The organism is Nocardia sp. NPDC051900 (assembly GCF_044452545.1).
Lineage (GTDB): Bacteria > Actinomycetota > Actinomycetes > Mycobacteriales > Mycobacteriaceae > Nocardia > Nocardia sichangensis.
On sequence record NZ_JBITBU010000026.1, the window covers coordinates 48,640 to 67,370 of the forward strand.

At 69.1% G+C, this 18,731-nt stretch carries 18 protein-coding genes and 1 pseudogene; 8 read left to right on the forward strand and 11 right to left on the reverse strand.

Going from position 1 to position 18,731, the window contains the following annotated elements; genetic code table 11:
- Window positions 1-65 precede the first annotated feature (65 nt).
- Entirely contained in the window at window positions 66-407 is a 342-nt protein-coding gene (locus ACIA5H_RS33165) for a hypothetical protein (protein WP_397079820.1), read from the reverse strand.
- Between the two features lie 82 nt (window positions 408-489).
- On the reverse strand, window positions 490-1,788 hold the full coding sequence (locus ACIA5H_RS33170; protein WP_397079822.1) for a DUF3533 domain-containing protein: 1,299 nt from the start codon (window positions 1,786-1,788) through the stop codon (window positions 490-492).
- Between the two features lie 65 nt (window positions 1,789-1,853).
- On the opposite strand from ACIA5H_RS33170, the gene ACIA5H_RS33175 reads away from it, so the two are divergent.
- On the forward strand, window positions 1,854-2,453 hold the full coding sequence (locus ACIA5H_RS33175; protein ID WP_397079824.1) for a TetR/AcrR family transcriptional regulator: 600 nt from the start codon (window positions 1,854-1,856) through the stop codon (window positions 2,451-2,453).
- Between the two features lie 39 nt (window positions 2,454-2,492).
- Here ACIA5H_RS33175 and ACIA5H_RS33180 read toward each other — a convergent pair whose 3' ends face one another.
- Window positions 2,493-2,639, reverse strand: coding sequence for a DUF1059 domain-containing protein (locus ACIA5H_RS33180; protein WP_379253700.1), 147 nt, complete (start codon window positions 2,637-2,639; stop codon window positions 2,493-2,495).
- A gap of 65 nt (window positions 2,640-2,704) precedes the next feature.
- Window positions 2,705-3,310, reverse strand: a complete 606-nt coding sequence (locus ACIA5H_RS33185) for a QsdR family transcriptional regulator (RefSeq protein ID WP_397079827.1) — start codon at window positions 3,308-3,310, stop codon at window positions 2,705-2,707.
- Window positions 3,311-3,452: 142 nt separating this feature from the next.
- Between ACIA5H_RS33185 and ACIA5H_RS33190 the strand changes: the two genes are divergently transcribed.
- From ACIA5H_RS33190 to ACIA5H_RS33200, 3 genes and pseudogenes are all read left to right on the forward strand, one after another.
- Window positions 3,453-4,946: a carboxylesterase/lipase family protein gene (locus ACIA5H_RS33190; protein ID WP_397079829.1), complete on the forward strand. Its 1,494-nt coding sequence runs from the start codon at window positions 3,453-3,455 to the stop codon at window positions 4,944-4,946.
- A pseudogene (locus ACIA5H_RS33195) lies at window positions 4,943-5,611 on the forward strand (enoyl-CoA hydratase); the annotation flags it as partial. The gene ACIA5H_RS33190 and the pseudogene ACIA5H_RS33195, both read left to right, overlap by 4 nt.
- Before the next feature lie 128 nt (window positions 5,612-5,739).
- Window positions 5,740-7,230, forward strand: a complete 1,491-nt coding sequence (locus ACIA5H_RS33200) for an AMP-binding protein (protein WP_397079831.1) — start codon at window positions 5,740-5,742, stop codon at window positions 7,228-7,230.
- Here the strand turns inward: ACIA5H_RS33200 and ACIA5H_RS33205 are convergent.
- The 5 genes from ACIA5H_RS33205 to ACIA5H_RS33225 form a co-directional block, all read right to left on the reverse strand.
- Entirely contained in the window at window positions 7,219-8,106 is an 888-nt protein-coding gene (locus ACIA5H_RS33205; RefSeq protein WP_397079833.1) for a VOC family protein, read from the reverse strand. The two genes, ACIA5H_RS33200 and ACIA5H_RS33205, sit on opposite strands and share 12 nt — an antisense overlap.
- Before the next feature lie 16 nt (window positions 8,107-8,122).
- Window positions 8,123-9,202, reverse strand: coding sequence for a 2Fe-2S iron-sulfur cluster-binding protein (locus ACIA5H_RS33210; RefSeq protein ID WP_379253876.1), 1,080 nt, complete (start codon window positions 9,200-9,202; stop codon window positions 8,123-8,125).
- 56 nt (window positions 9,203-9,258) lie between these two features.
- Window positions 9,259-9,486, reverse strand: a complete 228-nt coding sequence (locus ACIA5H_RS33215; RefSeq protein ID WP_355075456.1) for a hypothetical protein — start codon at window positions 9,484-9,486, stop codon at window positions 9,259-9,261.
- An 11-nt stretch (window positions 9,487-9,497) separates the two neighbouring features.
- Entirely contained in the window at window positions 9,498-10,640 is a 1,143-nt protein-coding gene (locus ACIA5H_RS33220) for a Rieske 2Fe-2S domain-containing protein (protein ID WP_379253706.1), read from the reverse strand.
- Window positions 10,641-10,733: 93 nt separating this feature from the next.
- Window positions 10,734-11,240: a flavin reductase family protein gene (locus ACIA5H_RS33225; RefSeq protein WP_397079836.1), complete on the reverse strand. Its 507-nt coding sequence runs from the start codon at window positions 11,238-11,240 to the stop codon at window positions 10,734-10,736.
- Window positions 11,241-11,464: 224 nt separating this feature from the next.
- Between ACIA5H_RS33225 and ACIA5H_RS33230 the strand changes: the two genes are divergently transcribed.
- The 4 genes from ACIA5H_RS33230 (at window position 11,465) to ACIA5H_RS33245 (ending at window position 16,629) form a co-directional block, all read left to right on the forward strand.
- Complete coding sequence (locus tag ACIA5H_RS33230) at window positions 11,465-12,298, forward strand: IclR family transcriptional regulator (RefSeq protein ID WP_397079838.1); 834 nt, start codon at window positions 11,465-11,467, stop codon at window positions 12,296-12,298.
- Window positions 12,299-12,335: 37 nt separating this feature from the next.
- The gene (locus tag ACIA5H_RS33235) at window positions 12,336-12,911 is read left to right on the forward strand and encodes a PadR family transcriptional regulator (protein ID WP_379253708.1); all 576 of its coding nucleotides are present in this window, start codon (window positions 12,336-12,338) and stop codon (window positions 12,909-12,911) included.
- Window positions 12,912-12,972: 61 nt separating this feature from the next.
- A complete protein-coding gene (locus ACIA5H_RS33240) occupies window positions 12,973-14,208 on the forward strand; it encodes a bifunctional 3,4-dihydroxy-2-butanone-4-phosphate synthase/GTP cyclohydrolase II (RefSeq protein ID WP_397079841.1) in 1,236 nt (411 codons plus the stop codon).
- 141 nt (window positions 14,209-14,349) lie between these two features.
- A complete protein-coding gene (locus tag ACIA5H_RS33245) occupies window positions 14,350-16,629 on the forward strand; it encodes a LuxR C-terminal-related transcriptional regulator (protein WP_397079843.1) in 2,280 nt (759 codons plus the stop codon).
- 20 nt (window positions 16,630-16,649) lie between these two features.
- Here the strand turns inward: ACIA5H_RS33245 and ACIA5H_RS33250 are convergent, their stop codons facing one another.
- Window positions 16,650-17,504 (reverse strand): alpha/beta fold hydrolase, encoded by an 855-nt coding sequence (locus ACIA5H_RS33250; protein WP_397079845.1) that lies wholly within the window; start codon window positions 17,502-17,504, stop codon window positions 16,650-16,652.
- Complete coding sequence (gene hsaA, locus ACIA5H_RS33255; protein WP_379253712.1) at window positions 17,504-18,667, reverse strand: 3-hydroxy-9,10-secoandrosta-1,3,5(10)-triene-9,17-dione monooxygenase oxygenase subunit; 1,164 nt, start codon at window positions 18,665-18,667, stop codon at window positions 17,504-17,506. Before hsaA ends, ACIA5H_RS33250 begins: the two co-directional genes overlap by 1 nt.
- Window positions 18,668-18,731: the final 64 nt, after the last annotated feature.

The window sequence follows — 18,731 nt, forward strand, 5'->3', positions numbered from 1 at the left end:
TGCACTCCCCGTGGCTGCCGCCCGGCTCGACGATGGACGGCCGGGGCGGACTACCAAGCTCGATACTACGACGTCGCGGAGCGCTCGATCAGCTCCCACAGGTACGCCACGTGATCGGCCATGTCCACGGCCGGGTCGTACAGCCACTGCGTCTGCAGGCCGTCGAGGACGGCGAAGCGGTCGGGATGCAGATCGGCCGGTACGCGGCCGGATTCGCGAAGGTCGGCGATGGCGCGGGTGAGAGCGTCCCGGGCAGTGCGGTAGCGGTCGCGGAAGTATTCGTGGGCCGGGGTGCTCCATCCCGCTGAACCGCCTCGCCGGTTTCGGCGTCGACCCGGAGAAGCTGGACGCGCTGCTGGCGGCCGGTGACCACTGACGGTGGTGGCCGCCCAGCCCGGTATCCGCACGACGCTCGATCTTCTACTGATCAAGGAGCCGGGGAGGTTCACACCGCGCGGTAGCCCACGCTGACCACCGCGCGGCGCGCTTTCATCGAGCTAGGGCGGGTACCGCGATGACCGGCGCGTTCTCGGTCGGAGCCGAAGCCCGGTGCAGGCCGCGGCGGTCATAGGCGTAGGTCGCGGTCACACCGAGCAGCAGGCCGATCCCGAGGCCGAGCACCGTCATCCACAAGCCCTGGCCGAAACCGGCTTCGGCGTGGGCGTCGAAGAACAGGATGGCGCGAACGGCGAGGTAGATCTGGTGCATCGGTTCGAAGGCGGCCAGGTTCGCGATGTAGGCGGGCGTCGCCTCCAGCGGGACCGTGGCGGCCGACGAGGGCAGGCCCAGGACGACGAACAGGATCAGATTGACCAGCAGCCCCGCGGTGCCGAAGGTGGCGAGCACGGCGAGCGCGGTCACTCCGACCGCGACGATGGCCAGTGTTCCGTAGAGCCACAACAGCAGCGGACTGCCCAGTGGGACATTGAATGCCGAGGCGACCCCGAGGAATATCCCCGACAGAACCGGAGCCGCGGTGACGATGACCGCCCATTTCATCAGCAGCGTGCGGAACCGGGAGATGCCGGTGGACGGCGGGTGCACGAACCACGGGCCGTATTCGGTGGGCGTGAAACCGAGCACCGAGTCGACGAGCGTGTGGATGATCATGGCGCCGGTGAAGCCCGCCAGCAGCAGGATCAAGGTGTAGAAGAACGCGACGAGGCCCTGCCCGGCGCCGTCGTCCATCGGCCGGTAGGGCGCGGTGACGATCTGCACGGGATCGGTGAGCATCAGCCGGGCGGCCCCGCTGGGCTCGACCGGCGCGCCTGGCCCGGCGGCGAGGGCGGCGTTCACCCGATCGGTCAGGCTCTTGCCGACGGTCTCGTCCACCCGACGCAACGCGCGGTCGGCGATGCGCTGCATGATGCCGGTGGTGTAGGGGCCGATTCGCGGGTTGGTGTGGATGGTGATCACCGGGCGCTCGACCGCACCGGGCACCACGGCGGCGGCGCCGAGGATGGCGAGCCGCTTGGTGAAGTCGGACGGGATCACGATCGCGCCGTAGACCTCACCGTTCTGCAATTGTTTGCGCGCTTCGGCGATACCGACGACGCGCAGGTCGATTTTCTCCGCCGGGATGCCCGCGACCAGCGCGTCGCTGACCTGGGCGCCGAAATTGGCGGGTTTGCCGTCGAGCGTGTCGCCGACGTCCTGATTCACCAGGGCCACCGGGAAGTCGTGCAGGTTCTTCTCGGTATTGCTGGCGTAGCCGAGGTACATGGTGGCGAGCAGCGCCGCGAAGACCGTCAGCACTGCGGTCGGGGCGGTGAAGGTCCGAACCGTCATGCGAGTCAATGTAGTCACCGCCTACAAAGTAGGCAATGACTACATTTTGTTATCCTGCCTACACCATGCCGATCACTCGAAGCCGGTCCTATCACCACGGCGACCTGCGCGCCGAGTTGTTGCAGCGGGCCGAGGCCACGCTGCGCGAGTCCGGCGTCGACGGCTTGTCGCTACGCCGACTTGCGCGTGACGTCGGAGTCAGTCACGCCGCTCCGACCCGGCATTTCAAGGACAAGCAGGCGCTACTGGATGCCATCGCGGTGTCCGGCTTCCAACGCCTCGCCGCCGCCTTGGCACATACCGCGGCCGCCGACTCGGCCGATGGGCACATCCGCGCCCTGGCCCGCACCTATCTCCATTTCGCGACCGAGAACTCGGCGCTCGTCGCGTTGATGTTCGCGCGCAGGCACAGCCCCGCCGCGGGCGATGCGATGTCCCGGGCCGTCGACGCGGCGTTCGCGACGCCGGTCGCGCTCATCACCGAAGCACAGAAGCGGGGGGAGGTGATCGACGGCGACCCGCGCCGGATCGCGCTGTCCGCGGTCGCCGCGCTACAAGGTCTGGCCACCTTCGTCGGCTCGGGCGTGATCGCCGCCGAGACCGCCGACGAATTGGTGGACGAGACGACCACACACATGATCGAAGGCTTGCGCCCCCGCCCGTGATGCGCCGCGGTTGCTCGGCGGCCTCCACGCAGCTGTTCGTCAGTACGCGATGAACAGGATCTCGTCGCGTGAGTAGTCGTGGCCGGGATGCTTCTCGGCCAGATGGGCCTGCGTCTTCGCCACGAGATCATCCTCGTCGGTTCCGACGATCAGTTCTCCGCAGGGGCAGTTCAGCTTTCGCTTCATCAGCGTCCTTCCTCCTCGATCCGACAGTCTATGCACAGGGAGGTGATCGAGCGCGAGCCCGCTGGTCACCCCGGCCCTTTGTGCAGCAGGGAGCTCAAGACCCGTTCCGCCCCGTCCGGGTCGGGGGGCGCCCCGGCGATCGTCGGCAGGTAGTGGAACGACTCGGCGATCCGGACGCTGGCGTAGGCCAGCTCGTCGAGGGTCAGCGTCGTGGCGATGCGCTCGTCCTCGAGATCGCGCGCGAGATACCGGGCCACGGCTTTCACAAGGCGCGGCTGGAACCCGTTGCCCGCCAAGGTGAGCAGCTTCATGGCACGCTCGTTCTCCTCCAACACGAACTTCCGCGCTCCCGGTTGCGCCAGTACCGCTCGGAGATAGGCGGCGAGCAGCGCGGGCACCCGAGCGCCCGACTCGTCTCGTACCCGCTCCCACTCGTCGCGCAGTGTCGCCTCGGTGAGCGACCAGATGACCTCCATCAACAACTGGTCGCGGCTGCCGACCCAGCGGTACAGCGTCACCCGGCTCACCGCGAGTTCGGTCGCGAGCTGACCGACGTCGAGTCGCTCGCCGCGCAGGAACTTTCGCTTCGCCAGACGGAAAGCGTCCATCGGTTCGGGCCGCCGCTGCGCGACGTCCCCCAGCGCCCGCTGCAGAGGCGTTCGAGATGCCATGCGGGCCAGCGTACCGGTGATGCAACAGAGAGTCATTATGTTGCACATGTGTTACTAATTGGTCACGACGATGCTCTTGACCAGCGAGATCCCGTAGGGCTTGATTGCAACATGTGCTGAATTCCGAACAAGGATGAAACGAATGTCAGATATGTTGCAAACCGTCCAAACCCGATACGGACCGGTGCGCGGACGCACCCGTGGGCCGGTGCACGAATTCCTCGGTATCCCTTTCGCCGCCGCCCCGGTGGGGAAGCATCGGTTCCTTCCACCGGTGCCGCCGCAAGCGTGGGCCACGGTCCGGGACGCGACCGATCCGGGCCCGACCGCGGCACGCGCGCCGTACGTGCCCGCTTACGACGGGCTCGTTCCCGAAGTGTCGATCCCGGGCGACGACGTGCTCAACCTCAACGTCTGGACCTCCTCGACCAAGGGTGCGCGCCCGGTCCTGGTGTGGATCCACGGCGGAGCGTTCACCAATGGCTCCAACGCCCTGCCGACCTACGACGGCACGGCATTCGCGGCGAGCGGGGTGGTCGTGGTGGCCGTCAACTATCGCCTCGGCGGCGAAGGGTGGCTGCATTTCGGCGCGGACACGGTCAATCTCGGCATCCTGGACGTGGTGGCGGCGCTGGAGTGGGTGCGCGACAACATCGCGGCCTTCGGCGGCGACCCGGCACGGGTGACCATCGCGGGACAGTCCGCGGGCGCCATGCTCGCCACCACCCTGCTCGCCGTGCCGCGCGCTCGGGGCCTGTTCCGCGGTCTGATCGCGCACTCCGGAGCGGCGGCCAACACCGTCACCCCGGACGAGGCGCGCCTGCTGATCGACAACGTGGCCGCGCACATCGGCATCGAGCCCTCGCTCGACGCCTTCGCGGACGTGCCGATCGACGAATTGTCCATACACGTCAGGGCGGTGCTGCACGAAGTGCAAACCGCCGCGGATCCGGCGAAATGGGGACGATTGGCGCTGACCACCTTGCCGTTCGCGCCCGTGGTGGACGGTTCGATCGTCGTCGACGATCCGCTGGCGGTAGTCGCCTCCGGCGCGAACACCGACGTGGCGATCCTGGCCGGGAGCAATGCCGAGGACGCCCGGCTCATCCTGGTCGCTTCCGGCGCCATCGATCAGATCGATGAGCCGACGCTGGCCGCCGGAGCCGAGGCATACGGACTGGTCCCCGCCGTCGCGCTCCCCCGCTATCGCGTGTCCCGGCCGGATGCCTCGGCGGGCGATCTGCTGTCGGCGGTCGTCACGGACTGGTTCTTCCGCATCCCGGCGATTCGCCTTGCCGAGGCGCAGACCGACGCGGGCGGCGCGGCGTGGGCCTTCCGATTCGACTGGCGCTCACCGCGGCTCGGCGGGCGGCTCGGCGCCGCGCACGCGGTGGACCTGCCATTCGTCTTCAAAACGCATACCCGCCCGGAGAATCACACCCTGGTCGGCGCGCACGCCCCCGACGCGGTCGCCGACAACCTGCACGGCATGTATCGGGCTTTCGTGCTCGACGCCGATCCGGGCTGGGCGCGGTACGAGCCGCAGCGGCGGACCACCGGCCTGATCGCCGACACCGTCACCGTGGCGAACGATCCCGATGCCGCGGAGCGACTGCTGTGGGCGGGTGTGCGATGAGCGATCTGGTCCGCTACGACGACAGCACGCCGAGGATCGCCCGGATCGTCCTGAACCGTCCCGACGCACGCAACGCGCAGAACACCGAGCTGCTCTACGCCCTCAACGACGCGTTCGACCGGGCCGCCCGCGACGAGGGCATCCACGTGATCGTGCTGGCGGCCGAAGGCCCGCACTTCTCCTCGGGACACGACCTGCGCGAACACGACTGGCGCGCCAACATGGGTCTGCGCACGCCGGTCGGCACCTGGGCCGGCTTCGGCAGCCCGGGCGCCGAGGGACTCATGGCCCGCGAGGAGGAGATCTACGCCGGGTTCAGCGAGCGATGGCGCAACATCCCCAAACCGACCATCGCGGAGGTGCACGGCAAGGTCATCGCGGGCGGGCTGATGCTGGTCTGGCCGTGTGATCTGATCGTGGCGTCCGAGGACGCCGAGTTCGTCGACAACGTCGTCGCGATGGGCGCCAACGCGGTGGAGTTCTTCAACCACCCGTGGGAATTCGGCATACGCAAGGCGAAAGAGCTGCTGTTCACCGCCGGGACTCTCCCCGCGGCCGACGCCGAACGCATCGGCATGGTCAACCGGGTCGTCCCGCGAGCGGAACTGACCGAGCACACCATGCGGCTGGCCGCGACGATCGCCGCCATGCCGCTGTTCGCGCTGAAACTGGCCAAACGGTCGGTCAACGGCGCAGCAGACGGCCTTCGCGCTGCATCAGCTCGCGCACAGCCACAACGTCCAAGTCCACGGCGACATCGTGGACCCGGACTTCCTCGCGAGGTTCGCCCGCCGTGCCTGATCCACTCGCCCGGCCGCTCGGGCAGATCCTCACCGACCTGGCCGCCGCCGACCCGCACGCCGCGGCCATCACGTTCGAAGGCGACACTTGGTCGCGGCAGGACCTCGAGTCGGCCGCCAATCGCCGAGCCAGGCACTTCGCCGAACTCGGTGTCCGCCGAGGCGATTACGTGACCGTCGCCTTGGCGAACAAACCGTCCTACTTCGCGACGGTCTTCGCGGTCTGGAAGCTGGGCGCGGTGCCGCAACTCATCTCGCCGCGGCTTCCCGCACCGGAGCGATCGGCCGTGCTCCGGCTCGCGCGGCCGCGGCTGGTGGTCGGCGCCGCCGAACCGGGTCTACCCACGGCGCCGGACGAGGACGAGCTGTCGGCAGAGTTCTCCGACGCGCCGTTCGACCACTATCCGGTCGCGCCCGCGTGGAAGGCGCCGACTTCCGGCGGGACGACCGGACGTCCGAAGCTGATCGTGTCCGGCCAGGCGGGTCTGCTCGACGTCGCGCCGCTCAACGCGGTGCTCGGTCAGCGACCGGACGATGTCCAGCTCGTCAGCGGCCCGCTTTATCACAACGCGCCGTTCAATACCTCGTTCTTCGGTCTCCTGGCGGGCCAGCACCTGGTCGTGTTGCCGAAATTCGAGGCGCGCACGGCGTTGCGGGCGATCGCTCGCCACCGGGTCAGCTGGCTGACCGTGGTGCCGACCATGATGTCGCGCATGCTCACCGAGGTGCGTGATCGGCCGACGGATTACGACCTCGGCTCCGTCCGGCGGCTCTGGCACATGGCTGCGCCCTGCCCGCCGTGGCTCAAGCGGGCCTGGATCGAGCTGCTCGGCGCCGAGAAGATCTACGAAATGTACGGCGGCACCGAGAATCAGATGATGACGCTGATCGACGGCCGGGACTGGCTGACCCACCCCGGCTCGGTCGGCCGCGCCGTCTTCGGCGAGTTCGTCGTCCTGGATGCCGACGGACGCCCGTGCCCGCCCGGCGTGGTCGGCGAGATCTTCATGCGCCCGGCCGAGGGCGACGGACCCAGCTATCGCTACGTGGGCGCCGAACCGCGCACCCGCGCCGGCTGGCCGGGCTGGGATTCTCTCGGCGATCTGGGCCACGTGGACGACGAGGGATTCCTCTATCTCAGCGACCGCCGCACCGACCTGATCGTCACCGGGGGCGCCAACGTCTTCCCCGCCGAGGTGGAGGCCGTGATCACCGAGTATCCCGGCGTGCGCGGGTGCGCGGTCGTCGGGCTACCGGACGACGACCTCGGCAGGCGCGTCCACGCCGTGGTCGAGACCGACGCCCCGCTCGATGAGGCGCGGCTTCGCGGTCACGTCGAGTCGCGACTGGTCCGCTACAAATGCCCGCGCACCTACCGGTTCACCGACACCCCGCTGCGCGACGACGCCGGGAAACTGCGCCGCGCCGAGCTGCTCGATCTCGAGGCGCGGCTGACGAGCCGGGCCACCGGATCAGCCACGTGACCATTCGTGGCCCCAGTAGCTGTCGGCGGTGATCTCCTCCGCGCTGTAAGTGGACTCGTCGACCAGCAGACCTTCGGTGCCGTATTCGAGATCCCAGCCGCCGGGCGTGCGGACGTAGAAGGAGATCATCTTGTCGTTGGTGTGCCTGCCGAGGGTCGACGACAACGGGAGACCCGCCCGCATGACGCGGTCGAGCGCCCGGCCGACGGCGTCGAGTTCGTCGACCTCGACCATGATGTGCACCAGGCCAGGGCCGTCGGGACGGGTGCCGGGGATCAAGGCGAGGCTGTGGTGACGCTGGTTGACGCCGAGGAACCGCACGCGTACCGGTCCCACCCCGGGTGGGGTGGGCACTCGGAAGGAGCCGCGCGGCAGGAATCCGAGTATCTCGCAGTAGAAACGGTTCGCCTCCTCGAGATCGGGCACCGGTAGCACGACGTGGCCGAGTCCTGAACCCGCCGTGACGAAACGGTTTCCGTGGGGAGTGACGACCGGGCTGTGGTCGAGCACCGGGCCGTGGAAGACCTCGACGGTGAACCCGGCGGGGTCGGTGAAGGTGCAGGCTTCCTCGACGCGTAGTGCGTCGACCTGCTCCTGAGCGAGCGGCGTGACCGTCACACCGGCCTGCTCCAGCGCCTGCCGCACGCGGGCGAGCGCGCGGTAGTCGCGCACCTCCCAGCCGACGGCGAGCACCCGGTCCTGTACCGCCGGAACCAGTTCCAAACGGTAGGCGTGCTCGTCCATCCGCAGGTACAGACTGTCCGGATTCGGCCCGGTGGCCTGCGCGAAACCCATCACGTCGAAGGCGAAGGCGCGCCAGGCCGCCACATCGGCGATGGCGACTCGGACGTAGCCGAGCGAGGCGATGTCAGCCATTGATTCGTCGTACTCCTCAGGAATAGGTGACTTGCACCGTGTCGGTGACCGGGACCGCCTGGCAGGCCAGCACGTATCCCTCGGCCAGATCGGCCTCGTCGAGAATTTCGTTGTGCCGCATCGCCACCTGACCGGAGACGACCCGGCAGGTGCAGGCGCTGCACGCGCCCTCGCGGCAGGAATAGGGCGCCTCCAGCCCGTTGGCCAAAAGGACGTCGAGCAGGACCTGGTGGCGGGGCCACGGAAGTGCGCGCGTCTCGCCGTCGAGTTCCACCTCGACCGCCGCGTGGTCGCCGGAGTCGATGGAGTCGACGACATCGGGCGTGGCGGTATCGAACGGATCGCCGTTCAGCGACACGAACTTCTCGACGTGCACGCGCTTGCGGTCGGCGCCCGACCCGATCAGTGCGGCGGAGACGGCGTCCATGAACGGGCCGGGTCCGCACACGAACGCCTCGCGCTCGCGCCACGGTCCGGCCAGCGCCGCGAGCTGCGGCCGCGACGGCAGCCCTTGCACGCTCTCCAGCCAGTGCACCACGACCAGGCGGCCGGGATGCCGGGCGGACAGGTCGGCGAGTTCATCGGCGAAGATCACCGAGCGCTCGTCGCGGTTGGCGTAGATCAGCACGCAGTGCCCGGCTCCGTCTGCCAGCACCGATTTCAGGATCGACAGCACCGGGGTGATCCCGCTGCCCGCCGCGAACAACAGCACGTCCTCGTCCAGCGATGCCGGGGTGAAGACACCCGCGGGCGGCAGCGCGTGGAAATCCATGCCCGCGACCGCGTTGTCGCACAACCAATTCGACGCGTAGCCGTCGGGCGTTCGCTTGACCGTGACCTTCAGCGGCCCCGCTTCGTGCGGCGCGCTCGACAACGAGTAGCAGCGGCTCACCGAGCCGGTCAGCTCGCTCGGAATCCGCAGGGTCAGGAACTGGCCCGGCCGATAGTCGATCGCATTCGACTGCTCCGCGGTCGGACTCAGCTCCAGCGATACCGCGTCGTGGGTCTCCCGGATCACCCGCGCCACACGCAGGGTGAGGAATGCGCCGGGGCGGGTCTCGGTGTCGTCGGGAACCTCGGCCCGGGTCCCCGGCACCACGGCCGCTCGGGCTCGATCCACTGCTGCGTCTCCTCTTCGGTCCTCCACGGCTGTCACGGCACGTCCCCGTCCCGGGTGCTGACGTCGATGAGACCGCCCGCGACGGCGGCATCGATGCTGTCGCGCAGCGCGACGCAGGTCCGTACCCGCGCACTGTCCGCGCCGGCGAACTCGGCGCACGCCGCCACCGCGCCCGCGCTCCACTGCACGCTGGTGTGCTGCGGACTGAACTTCTCGACGAGCACACACGTCGCGCAGATACGGCAGGTAACCCGTTCCATCGCGGCCCCGCTCAGGCTCCGGCGGCGGCGCGCTGCTCGGCGAGATTCTCGGCGACCTCCGCCTCCCACGCCGTGACCGCCCTGGTGGTGTCCACTTCGAACTCGAAGCGGTCGGTCATCTTCGGATCGATGTCGGCCACGTCGGTGTAGAACTGCTCGTACCAGCGGCGCAGCTGGTAGACGGGTCCGTCCTCCTCGCACAGCAGCGGGTTGTCGATGCGGGTCTTGCGCTGCCAGATCGCGGCATCCTGCTCGAAGCCGCGGCCCAGGCCACCGGCGAACTTCGCCGCGATCTCCTCGGCCTGCTCCGCGGGCACCCCGTGTGGCTTCTTCACGATCGCGCCGTACTGCAGCACGAATTTCGTGGGTGACACCGGGTAGTGGCAGTTGATGAGGATGCCCTCGACCGTCAGGCCCGCACTCTCGCTGCGCAGGTGATCGATCATGTAGGACGGGCCGTAGTAAGAGGCATCAGAGTGCAGGACGTTCTTGCCCCCCAACGCCTTCGCGGTCTCCCCCATCATGTCCTCGCGCGACACCGAGGTCATGTACTGGCTGGCGATGTGACCCTCGAAGACGTTCTTGAAGTAGGTCGGGAACCCGAAGTGCACGTAGAAGAAGTGCGCCATGTCCACCACGTTGTCGATGACCTCGCGGCAATTCGCGCCGTCGATCGTCATGGTGTTCCAGGTCCAGTCGGTCCACTCGTCGCTGAACGCCCCGTCGATGCGCGGGATGGTGACCTCCTCCGGGGGCGGATCTCCCTCCGGGTCGTTCCACACGAACAGCTGCTTGTTCTGCTCCAACGTCGGCCACGAGCGGGTCCGAGCCCGGGGTGGAACTCGGCGGCCGTAGGGGATGCCGGTGCAGCGTCCATTGCCGCCCCACCGCCAGTCGTGGAAAGGACAGGCGATGGAGTCGCCTTTGATCCGGCCGTCCCCCAGGTTCCCGCCCATGTGCCTGCAATAGGCGTCCAGCACGTACAGCTCTCCGCCCGCACCGGCGAAGACCACCAGTTCGGTGCCGAAGATCTCGACGGTATGCGGTTTCCCGTCCCGGAAGTCCTGCGCGAGCCCCAGGCAGTGCCAGCCGCGCGCGTAGCGGGCGGGCGGAGCGCTCGCGTCGATCACTCGGACCTCGGTGTCGGTAGTCATCGGTTCCTCCACGATTCGCGCACGGTTGTCACTTCGATATTTCGGTTCGCCGTCCCGCCCCGGAAATGTGCAGTCCCACTGGCCGGGAGGTGCTCAGGCCTCATCGAGCCGCCTGAAGGCGGAGCGGTAGAACAGCAGCGGAGGCGCCTCGCGATGCTCCGACAGCGCGGTGACGCGTGCGATGACGATGGTGTGGTCGCCGCCGTCGACCTCCTGCTCGATCTCGCAGTCGAGCCAGGCCATGGCTCCGGCCAGCCGCGGCGAGCCGTTGGGCGAGGGCTCCCAGTCGACCCCAGCGAACTTGTCGGTGCCGCTGCGCGCGAGACGGCGGCAGATCTCCTGCTGGTCGTGGGCCAGGATGTTGACGCAAAGCCGGCCCACGGCCCGGATGCGCGGCCACGATGTGGACGTGCGCGCGGGGCAGAAGCAGACCGCGGGCGGCTCCAGCGACAGCGCCGAGAACGACTGGCAGGTGAATCCGACCGGCCCGTCCTCCGAGTGCGCGGTGATCACCGTGACGCCTGTGCAGAAGCGACCCAGCACCGCTTTGAAGTCGCGCACGTCCAGCGGCGATTCGTCCATCTCGAGCACCGGTTCCATCGGGCCTCCTATTTCGATCAGGCATATACCTGTCAGCTATGACAGCAGCGCTCGCCCGAGGGTCGTCAAGATCGGAGTCCGGTCACCGAGATGCGGATCCGTAGAAGCTACGTAGTTCTCCCGATTCATCTCGGCTGCGAAGTCGTCAGTGTGATGGGAGACACAAACGATCGAGCACGTAATGCCTGGTCGACGTTGACCGACTGTGACCGACGGAGGTTCGAATGACCGTCACCCTGCTGCCCGACAGCGAGCCGCGCACCGACCGGGTCCCGCGGCGGACCCGCGCCAAGGGGGTGGAAACCGAGGTGCCGGTGTCGATGATCGAGCGGATGACCCTCATCCTGGACGCGTTCGACGCGGCCACCCCGACGCTGACGCTGCTCGGCTTGGTGGAACGCACCGGCCTGCCGCGCTCGACCGTCCATCGGATCCTCGACCAGATGATCCGGCTCCGGTGGCTGGCCCACACGTCCGGCGGATACCGGCTCGGCATGCGAACCCTGGAACTGGGTGGGCTCACCGCCGACCACAACGAGATCCGCGACGCGGTCAGCCCGCTGCTGCACGAGTTGTGCCAGCGCACCGGCATGGTCGGACACCTGGCGGTGCTCGACGGGCGCGAGGTGGTGTACCTGGACAAGGCGGGCGGGCGCTTGGCCGCGATGCTGCCGACCCGCCTCGGCGGCCGCATGCCCGCGCACTGCACCGCGCTCGGCAAGGCCATGCTGGCCACACTCGAGCCGACCATCGCCGAAGCCGCGTTCCATTCCCGGCTGCCGCGACGGACCGCGCACACCATCACCGAGCCCGACGCGCTGCATCGCGCCTTGGCCCAGGTCCGGCTGCGCCAGGGCGTGGCGCTGGACCGCGAGGAAGCGATGGACGGAATCGCCTGTGTCGCAGCGCCCCTGCGGGGCCGCGGCACCGCCCCCGCAGCCCTGTCGCTGTCCGGGCGAGCCGAGGCGATGAGCTTCGACAAGCTGGCGCGGGTGCTGCTCGAGATCTCCCACGAGGCCGGACGGACGCTGTTCGGGCGCCGGGCGCGCTGGCGATAGTTCGAATCCGAATATGCCTGAGCGGTACAGTCCGACCATGACCGATGGCGTCACACCCGCGGTGCCCGACCTGCCGACCACCGCGTGGGCCGTACTCGGCATGCTCTCGCACGCCGACGAACTCTCCGGCTACGACCTCAAGAAATGGGCCGACTGGAGTCTGCAGTTCTTCTATTGGAGCCCGTCGTTCAGCCAGATCTACGCCGAACTCAAACGCCTCGAGAAGCACGGCTACGCCAGCTCCCGCACGGTGGTGCACGAGGACGGCGTGCGCGGCAAGCGGATGTACGCCATCACGCCGGAAGGCCGTGCGGCCGCGGCGAACTGGGTCAATCACGCACCGGTGGAGGCGCCGGTGCTCAAGCACAGCGTGATGCTGCGCGCATGGCTCGGCAACCTCGCCGAACCCGACCGGATGCGCGACATACTCACCGAGCACATCGAGTACGCCGAGAAGATGCGCAGGCGCGCCGAGGCCGACGCGCAGGGCGCCGAGGCGAATCCGGACTGGGCCTATCCCGAACTGGTGCTGCGCTGGTGCGTGCGGCACTACGAGGCGGAGCGCGATTTCGCCCGCGAGCTGCTGACGGATATCGACCGCCTCACTCAGTGAGACGCCACCTGGCTGTTCCGGCCCCGCCATATTTCTATTAGGCATATGGAGGTGGCGGACGATGACCGGTGAACTGGACTCGGTGCCTGCCGCGGTGGCGGCCATCGCGAACGGCGGCATGGTCCTCGTCGTGGACGACGAGGACCGCGAGAACGAAGGCGATCTGGTGCTCGCCGCGGAGCAGGCGACCGCGGCGAACATCGGGTTCCTGGTGCGGCACACCAGCGGCGTGCTGTGCGTGCCCATGACGGGCAGCGACCTGGACCGGCTGGAGCTGCCGCCGATGACGGCGATCAACCAGGACCCGAAGGGCACCGCGTACACGGTCTCGGTCGACGCGGCGGCGGGCATCACCACCGGCATATCGGCCGCCGACCGCGCGCACACCATGCGCTTGCTCGCCGATCCCGGCGCCGCACCCCGGGATTTCACTCGCCCCGGGCACGTGTTCCCCCTGCGAGCGCACCCGCGTGGCGTGCTCGGTCGGCAAGGGCACACCGAGGCCGCGGTCGACCTGGTGCGGATGGCGGGCTTGCGCCCCGCCGCGGTCATCGCCGAGGTGGTGCGCGACGACGGCTCGATGGCCCGGCTCCCCGACCTGCTGACCATGGCCAGGGTGCACGGAATCCCGATCATTTCCATCGCCGACCTGATCGACCATCGCCGCAGGCTGGAGCCGGGCGTCGTGCGCGTCGTCGAGACCAGGCTGCCCACCCGCTTCGGCGAATTCCGGCTCATCGGCTACCGGGACACGACCGACCACACCGAACACCTCGCGTTGGTGTTCGGCGCGCCGGGCGAGCGCGACGTACTGACCCGGGTGCATTCGGAATGCCTCACCGGCGACGCGTTCGGCTCGCTGCGCTGCGACTGCGGCGAGCAGCTCGACGCCGCCATGCGGGCAGTGGCCGCCGCGGGCCGTGGGGTCGTGGTGTACCTGCGCGGACAAGAGGGGCGCGGCGTCGGACTGCTGAACAAGCTGCGCGCCTACGCGCTCCAGGACGAGGGCGCCGACACGGTCGACGCGAATCTGCGACTCGGGCTGCCCGTCGACGCCCGTCACTACGGCGCCGCGGCGCGGATCCTGGCCGACCTGGGAGTGCGGTCGGTCCACTTGCTCAGCAACAATCCGGCCAAGCAAGCGGGATTGACCGAATACGGCATCGCCGTCGAACGACGGATTCCGCTGCAGACCAGTCCCACCGAGCACAACGTGCGGTACCTGCGCGCCAAGCGCGACCGTATGCGCCATCAGCTCAGCGACGTCGACGTCGACGCCGCTGCCGCCGCTCGGTGAGCGGCGCCGGTTCGATCCGTCCGCGGTCACCGGAACGCCGCCGCCGATCCCGCGCCGGACGGGCCCGCGGGCACGTTCATCGGAGTTGAATTTGTCCAGAACGCTCTTCCGCGCCCCGCGCGGTACCTAGGGTTGACACCCATGGCGCGGCGTCCCATCGGCAACCTCCCTGCCGAGGTCACCAGCTTCGTCGGGCGCCGGGAGGAACTCGCCGCCGCGAAGCGGCTGCTGCCCACGACACGCGTGCTGACCCTGCTCGGTCCGGGCGGCGTCGGCAAGACCCGGCTGTCCCGCCAAGTCGGCGTCGCGGTCGCACGCGCGTTCCCGGACGGGGTGTGGCTGGTCGAGCTGGCCGACGTCCAGGACCCGGATCTGGTCACGGTGACCGTCGCGGAGGCCCTCGCGTTGCGCGACGACACGGCGGCGCCCCTGCGGCGGCTCACCGAGTTCCTCGCGGACAAGCGGCTGCTGCTGATCTTGGACAACTGCGAGCACCTGATCGACGCCTGCGCGCGGCTGGTGGGCAGGATCGTGGCCACCACCTCGGAGGTCCGCGTGCTGGCGACCAGCCGGGAGGTGCTGGGCGTGCAGGGCGAACAGGTCATGCCCGTCGCGCCCTTGCCGCTACCGGACGCGGGGACCACCGACAGCGATGCGATGCGACTGCTCGCCGAGCGGGCCGCCGCCGCCAACCCCGGCTTCGCGGCCACTCCCGCGAATCGCGATGCGCTGGCCGCGATCTGCCGCCGGCTGGACGGCATTCCGCTCGCGTTGGAGCTGGCCGCGTTGCGGTTCCGCGTGTTCACTCCGGAACAGATCCTCACCCGGCTCGACGACACCATGGGCCTGCTCAGCGCGGGACCGCGACTCGCGCCGGAACGACAGCAGACCATCGAGGGCGCGATCCGCTGGAGCTACGACCTGTGCATCCCGGCCGAGCAGCGCTTGTGGGAGCAGCTGTCGGTGTTCTCCGGCGGCTTCGACATCGACGCCGCCGAAGCCGTGTGCCTGCCCGCACCGAACGGGCGCACGGTGATCGACGCGCTGACCGGCCTGGTCGACAAGTCGGTGCTGAGTCTGCGCTACGACGGCGATGTCGGGCGGTACTCGATGCTGGAGCCGATCCGGCAGTTCGCCCGCGACCGGCTGGCCGAGCGGGGCGAGGAGCCCGAGGTGCGCGGCCGCCACCGCGATCATTACCGGCGGCTGGCACTGCGCGGCCGCACCGCGTATTGGAGTTCCGATGACGTCGTCTGGTTCCGCGAACTGAACCGCGAGCACGCGAATCTGCGCGCGGCGCTACAGTTCGGCCTGACCGACGCACCCGAGTCGGCGCTCGAGATGGCGGCGGTGCTGCGGCCGTTCTGGGAGCACAATCGCTTCCTCACCGAGGGCTATCGCTGGCTGACCGACGCGCTGGCGAGGTCGAGCGAACCGACCGAGCTGCGCGCACGCGGGCTGTCCGCGGCGGCCTCGCTCGCGGCGTTGCTGTCCGATCGCGGGTCGGCGCGCCAGTTGGTGGACGAATGCGTTGCCCTGGCGCGCCGGGTCAATGCCCCCGACATCCTCGCGGAGGCGATGCTCGATTCGGCGCTGCTTGCCTTCAACGACGGCGACACCGCCCGCGCGCTCGAATTGGCCGAGACCGCCACGCATCTGGCGGCCGAGTGCGGCCATCACGCGATGGAGATGGACAGCCTCGCCTTCGCGTTCGTGTGCGCGCTGGTGCTCGCCGACGAACGCTCGACCGCCTTCGCCGAGCGGCTGCTGAAGGTCACCACAGAGCGCGGACCGTATCTGCTCGGCGGGCTGGCGCAGTGGTCGATGGGGCTGGATCATTGGCGGCGCGGCGATCAGCGTGCCGCGACCGGATATCTCGCCCGCTCCGTCGAGATGTTCAGCCTGTTCGACCGATGCGTCTGGCTCGCCTCCGGATTCGAAGGGCTGGCGTGGTCGGCGGTCGCGCGCGCCGACTTCGAGCGAGCCGCCCGTCTGCTCGGCGCCGCGGAGATCCTCGCGCGCAGCACGGTACGCCTCGCCCACGCCATCACCGGCGTACTCGGTGACAGGATGCGTGGTCGCGTGCGAGAAGAACTGGGCGAGCGGAAGTTCGAGGAGATCTTCGACAGCGGCGCGACGCTGTCGCTGAGCGAGGCGATCGATTACGCGCTGGGACGCGCGCCCGCCACGGCGCGACCGCCGCAGGCCGCTCCGGTCGAGGCACAGGCGGCGGACGTCCTCACACGCCGGGAGAAGGACGTCGCCCGGCTGGTGGCGGCGGGGCACAGCAACAAACGCATCGCCGCCGAGCTGGTGATCTCGGTGCGCACCGCCGAGACCCACGTCGAGCACATTCTCACCAAGCTCGGCTTCACCTCCCGAACCCAGATCGCGGGGTGGGTCCGCGATCACGAGGTGTGATCGACGTGGACGGCGGGCGGTCAGAGACCGGCGGTGAGGAAATCGACGACCGCGCGCTCGAACGCCGACTTGCGTTCGATCTGCACCCAATGACCACACCGGGCGAAGACGCGCAGATCCGCGTTCGGGATCTGCCGTGCCGGGAACAACGCCGCCTCCACCGGTGTCACCCGGTCGTCACGCCCCCACAGGATCTGCGTCTCGGCGCGCAGGCCGCGCAGCCGGGCCCACAGCGGAACCGGTTCGGCGAGAGCGGGATCGGCGAAGGTCGCGTACGCGTCGCGCAGCGCGGCGATGGCGGCGGGATCGGAGGCGGCGGCCGACCGGGTCTCGATCAACTCCTCGGTGAGGGTCGCCGGATCCGACACCATGGCGCGCAGCCAGGGCAGCAGCCGTTCCCGGGTGGGAGCGGCGCTGAACTCCAGCAAGCGCGTGATGCCTTCGGACGGCTCGGGCCCCAGCACGTTCACCCCGACGCCACCGGGCGCCATCAGCACCAGCCGATCGATCCGGGCGGGATGTTCCAGCGCCAGTAGCGTCGCGACCGCGCCACCCATCGAATTGCCGAGCAGGTGCACCCGTTCCAGGTGGAGGTCATCGAGCAGGCCCAGCACCGCGTCGGCGGAGATGCGCAGATAGTTGCGTTCGTACACCGGCGGGCGGCCACTGGCGCCGAAGCCCGGCTGATCCACGATCAGACAACGGAAACGCTCGGCCAGCACCGGCAGGTTGGCGCCGAAGTTGGCCCATCCCGAGACGCCCGGTCCGGAGCCGTGCAACAGCACCAGCGGCGCGCCCGACCCCGCTTCGTGGTAGCGCAGTTCCAGCCCGCCCGTCGTGCTCCGGCGCGTGGTGTTCTCCGCTGTGAGCGTCATCAGATCATCCGATCCGTGACCGGCAGGCCGAACGCGTCCCGGCCGTACAGGACCAGCGCGCGCTCCACGTCGTTGATCACGTGCACGCTCCCGGCGTGCGCGTCGCGCCAGTGCCGTTCGATCGGATTGGGTTTGCGGATCGCATGACCGCCGGAGTTGTCGAACAGCAGGTCGATGGCCTCGATGGCGCGTTCGGTGCCGCGCACCTGGTCGCGGCGGCTGCGGACCCGCAGTTCGAGGGGGATCTCCTCCCCCGCCTCGGCGTAGCGCAGCTGTTCGCCGATGTTGCGCTCCATCTGCAGGACGGCGGCGTCGATCTCGGAGGCGGCGCGAGCGACGCGGACGTGCGCGAACGGATCCTCGGCGGCCTTCTGCCCGCCGTAGGAGATCCGCACCCGCTCGCGCATGCGCTCGATGTGCGCTTCGTACGCGCCTTGGGCGGCGCCGATGATGGGTGCGGTGATGGTGTTGGAGAATACCGCGCCGAACGAAATCCGGTACAGCGCAGCGGTATTGATCTCCTGTCCGGGTCCGCGCAGCTCGGCCTGCTCACTCGCGCTGTAGGTCCGGTGGGCGGGTACGAACGCCTTCTCGATGACGATGTCGTTGCTGCCGGTGCCGGACAGCCCCGACACGTGCCAGACGTCCTCGATGCGGTAATCGGCACGCGGCACCAGAACGGTCAGATACTCCGCACCGCCTTCGTCGTTCGGCACGACCGCGCCCAGGAAGGCCCAGCGGGCGTGATCGCACCCGGAGGAGAAGCTCCACCGACCGCTGATCTCGAAACCGCCCTCGACCGGTGTCAGCTTGCCGGTCGGCGCGTACGACGACGAGACCAGCGTGTCCGGATCGGCGCTCCACACGTCCTCCTGCGCCCGCAGCGGAAACAACGCCAGTTGCCACGGGTGCGCGCCCAGCACCGAGGACACCCAGGCCGTGGACGGGCAGGCGGTCGCGATGGCGCGGATCACCTCGTAGAACGCGACCGGTGAGGATTCGTCGCCGCCGAAGCGGGACGGCTGCAGCATGCGGAACACCCCGGCCTCGGTCAGCTCCCGGATGCTCTGGTCGGGCACTCTGCGCTGCAGTTCGGCGTCGGCGGCTCGCTCCCGGATCGCGGGCAGCAGATCCCGTACCCGATCGAGCACCTTGTTGGTCATATGCGGTAGTCCTCCTGGTAGTGCCGTATTTCGACGCTAGGCCGTGCGGCGCCGTCCGGTCCGA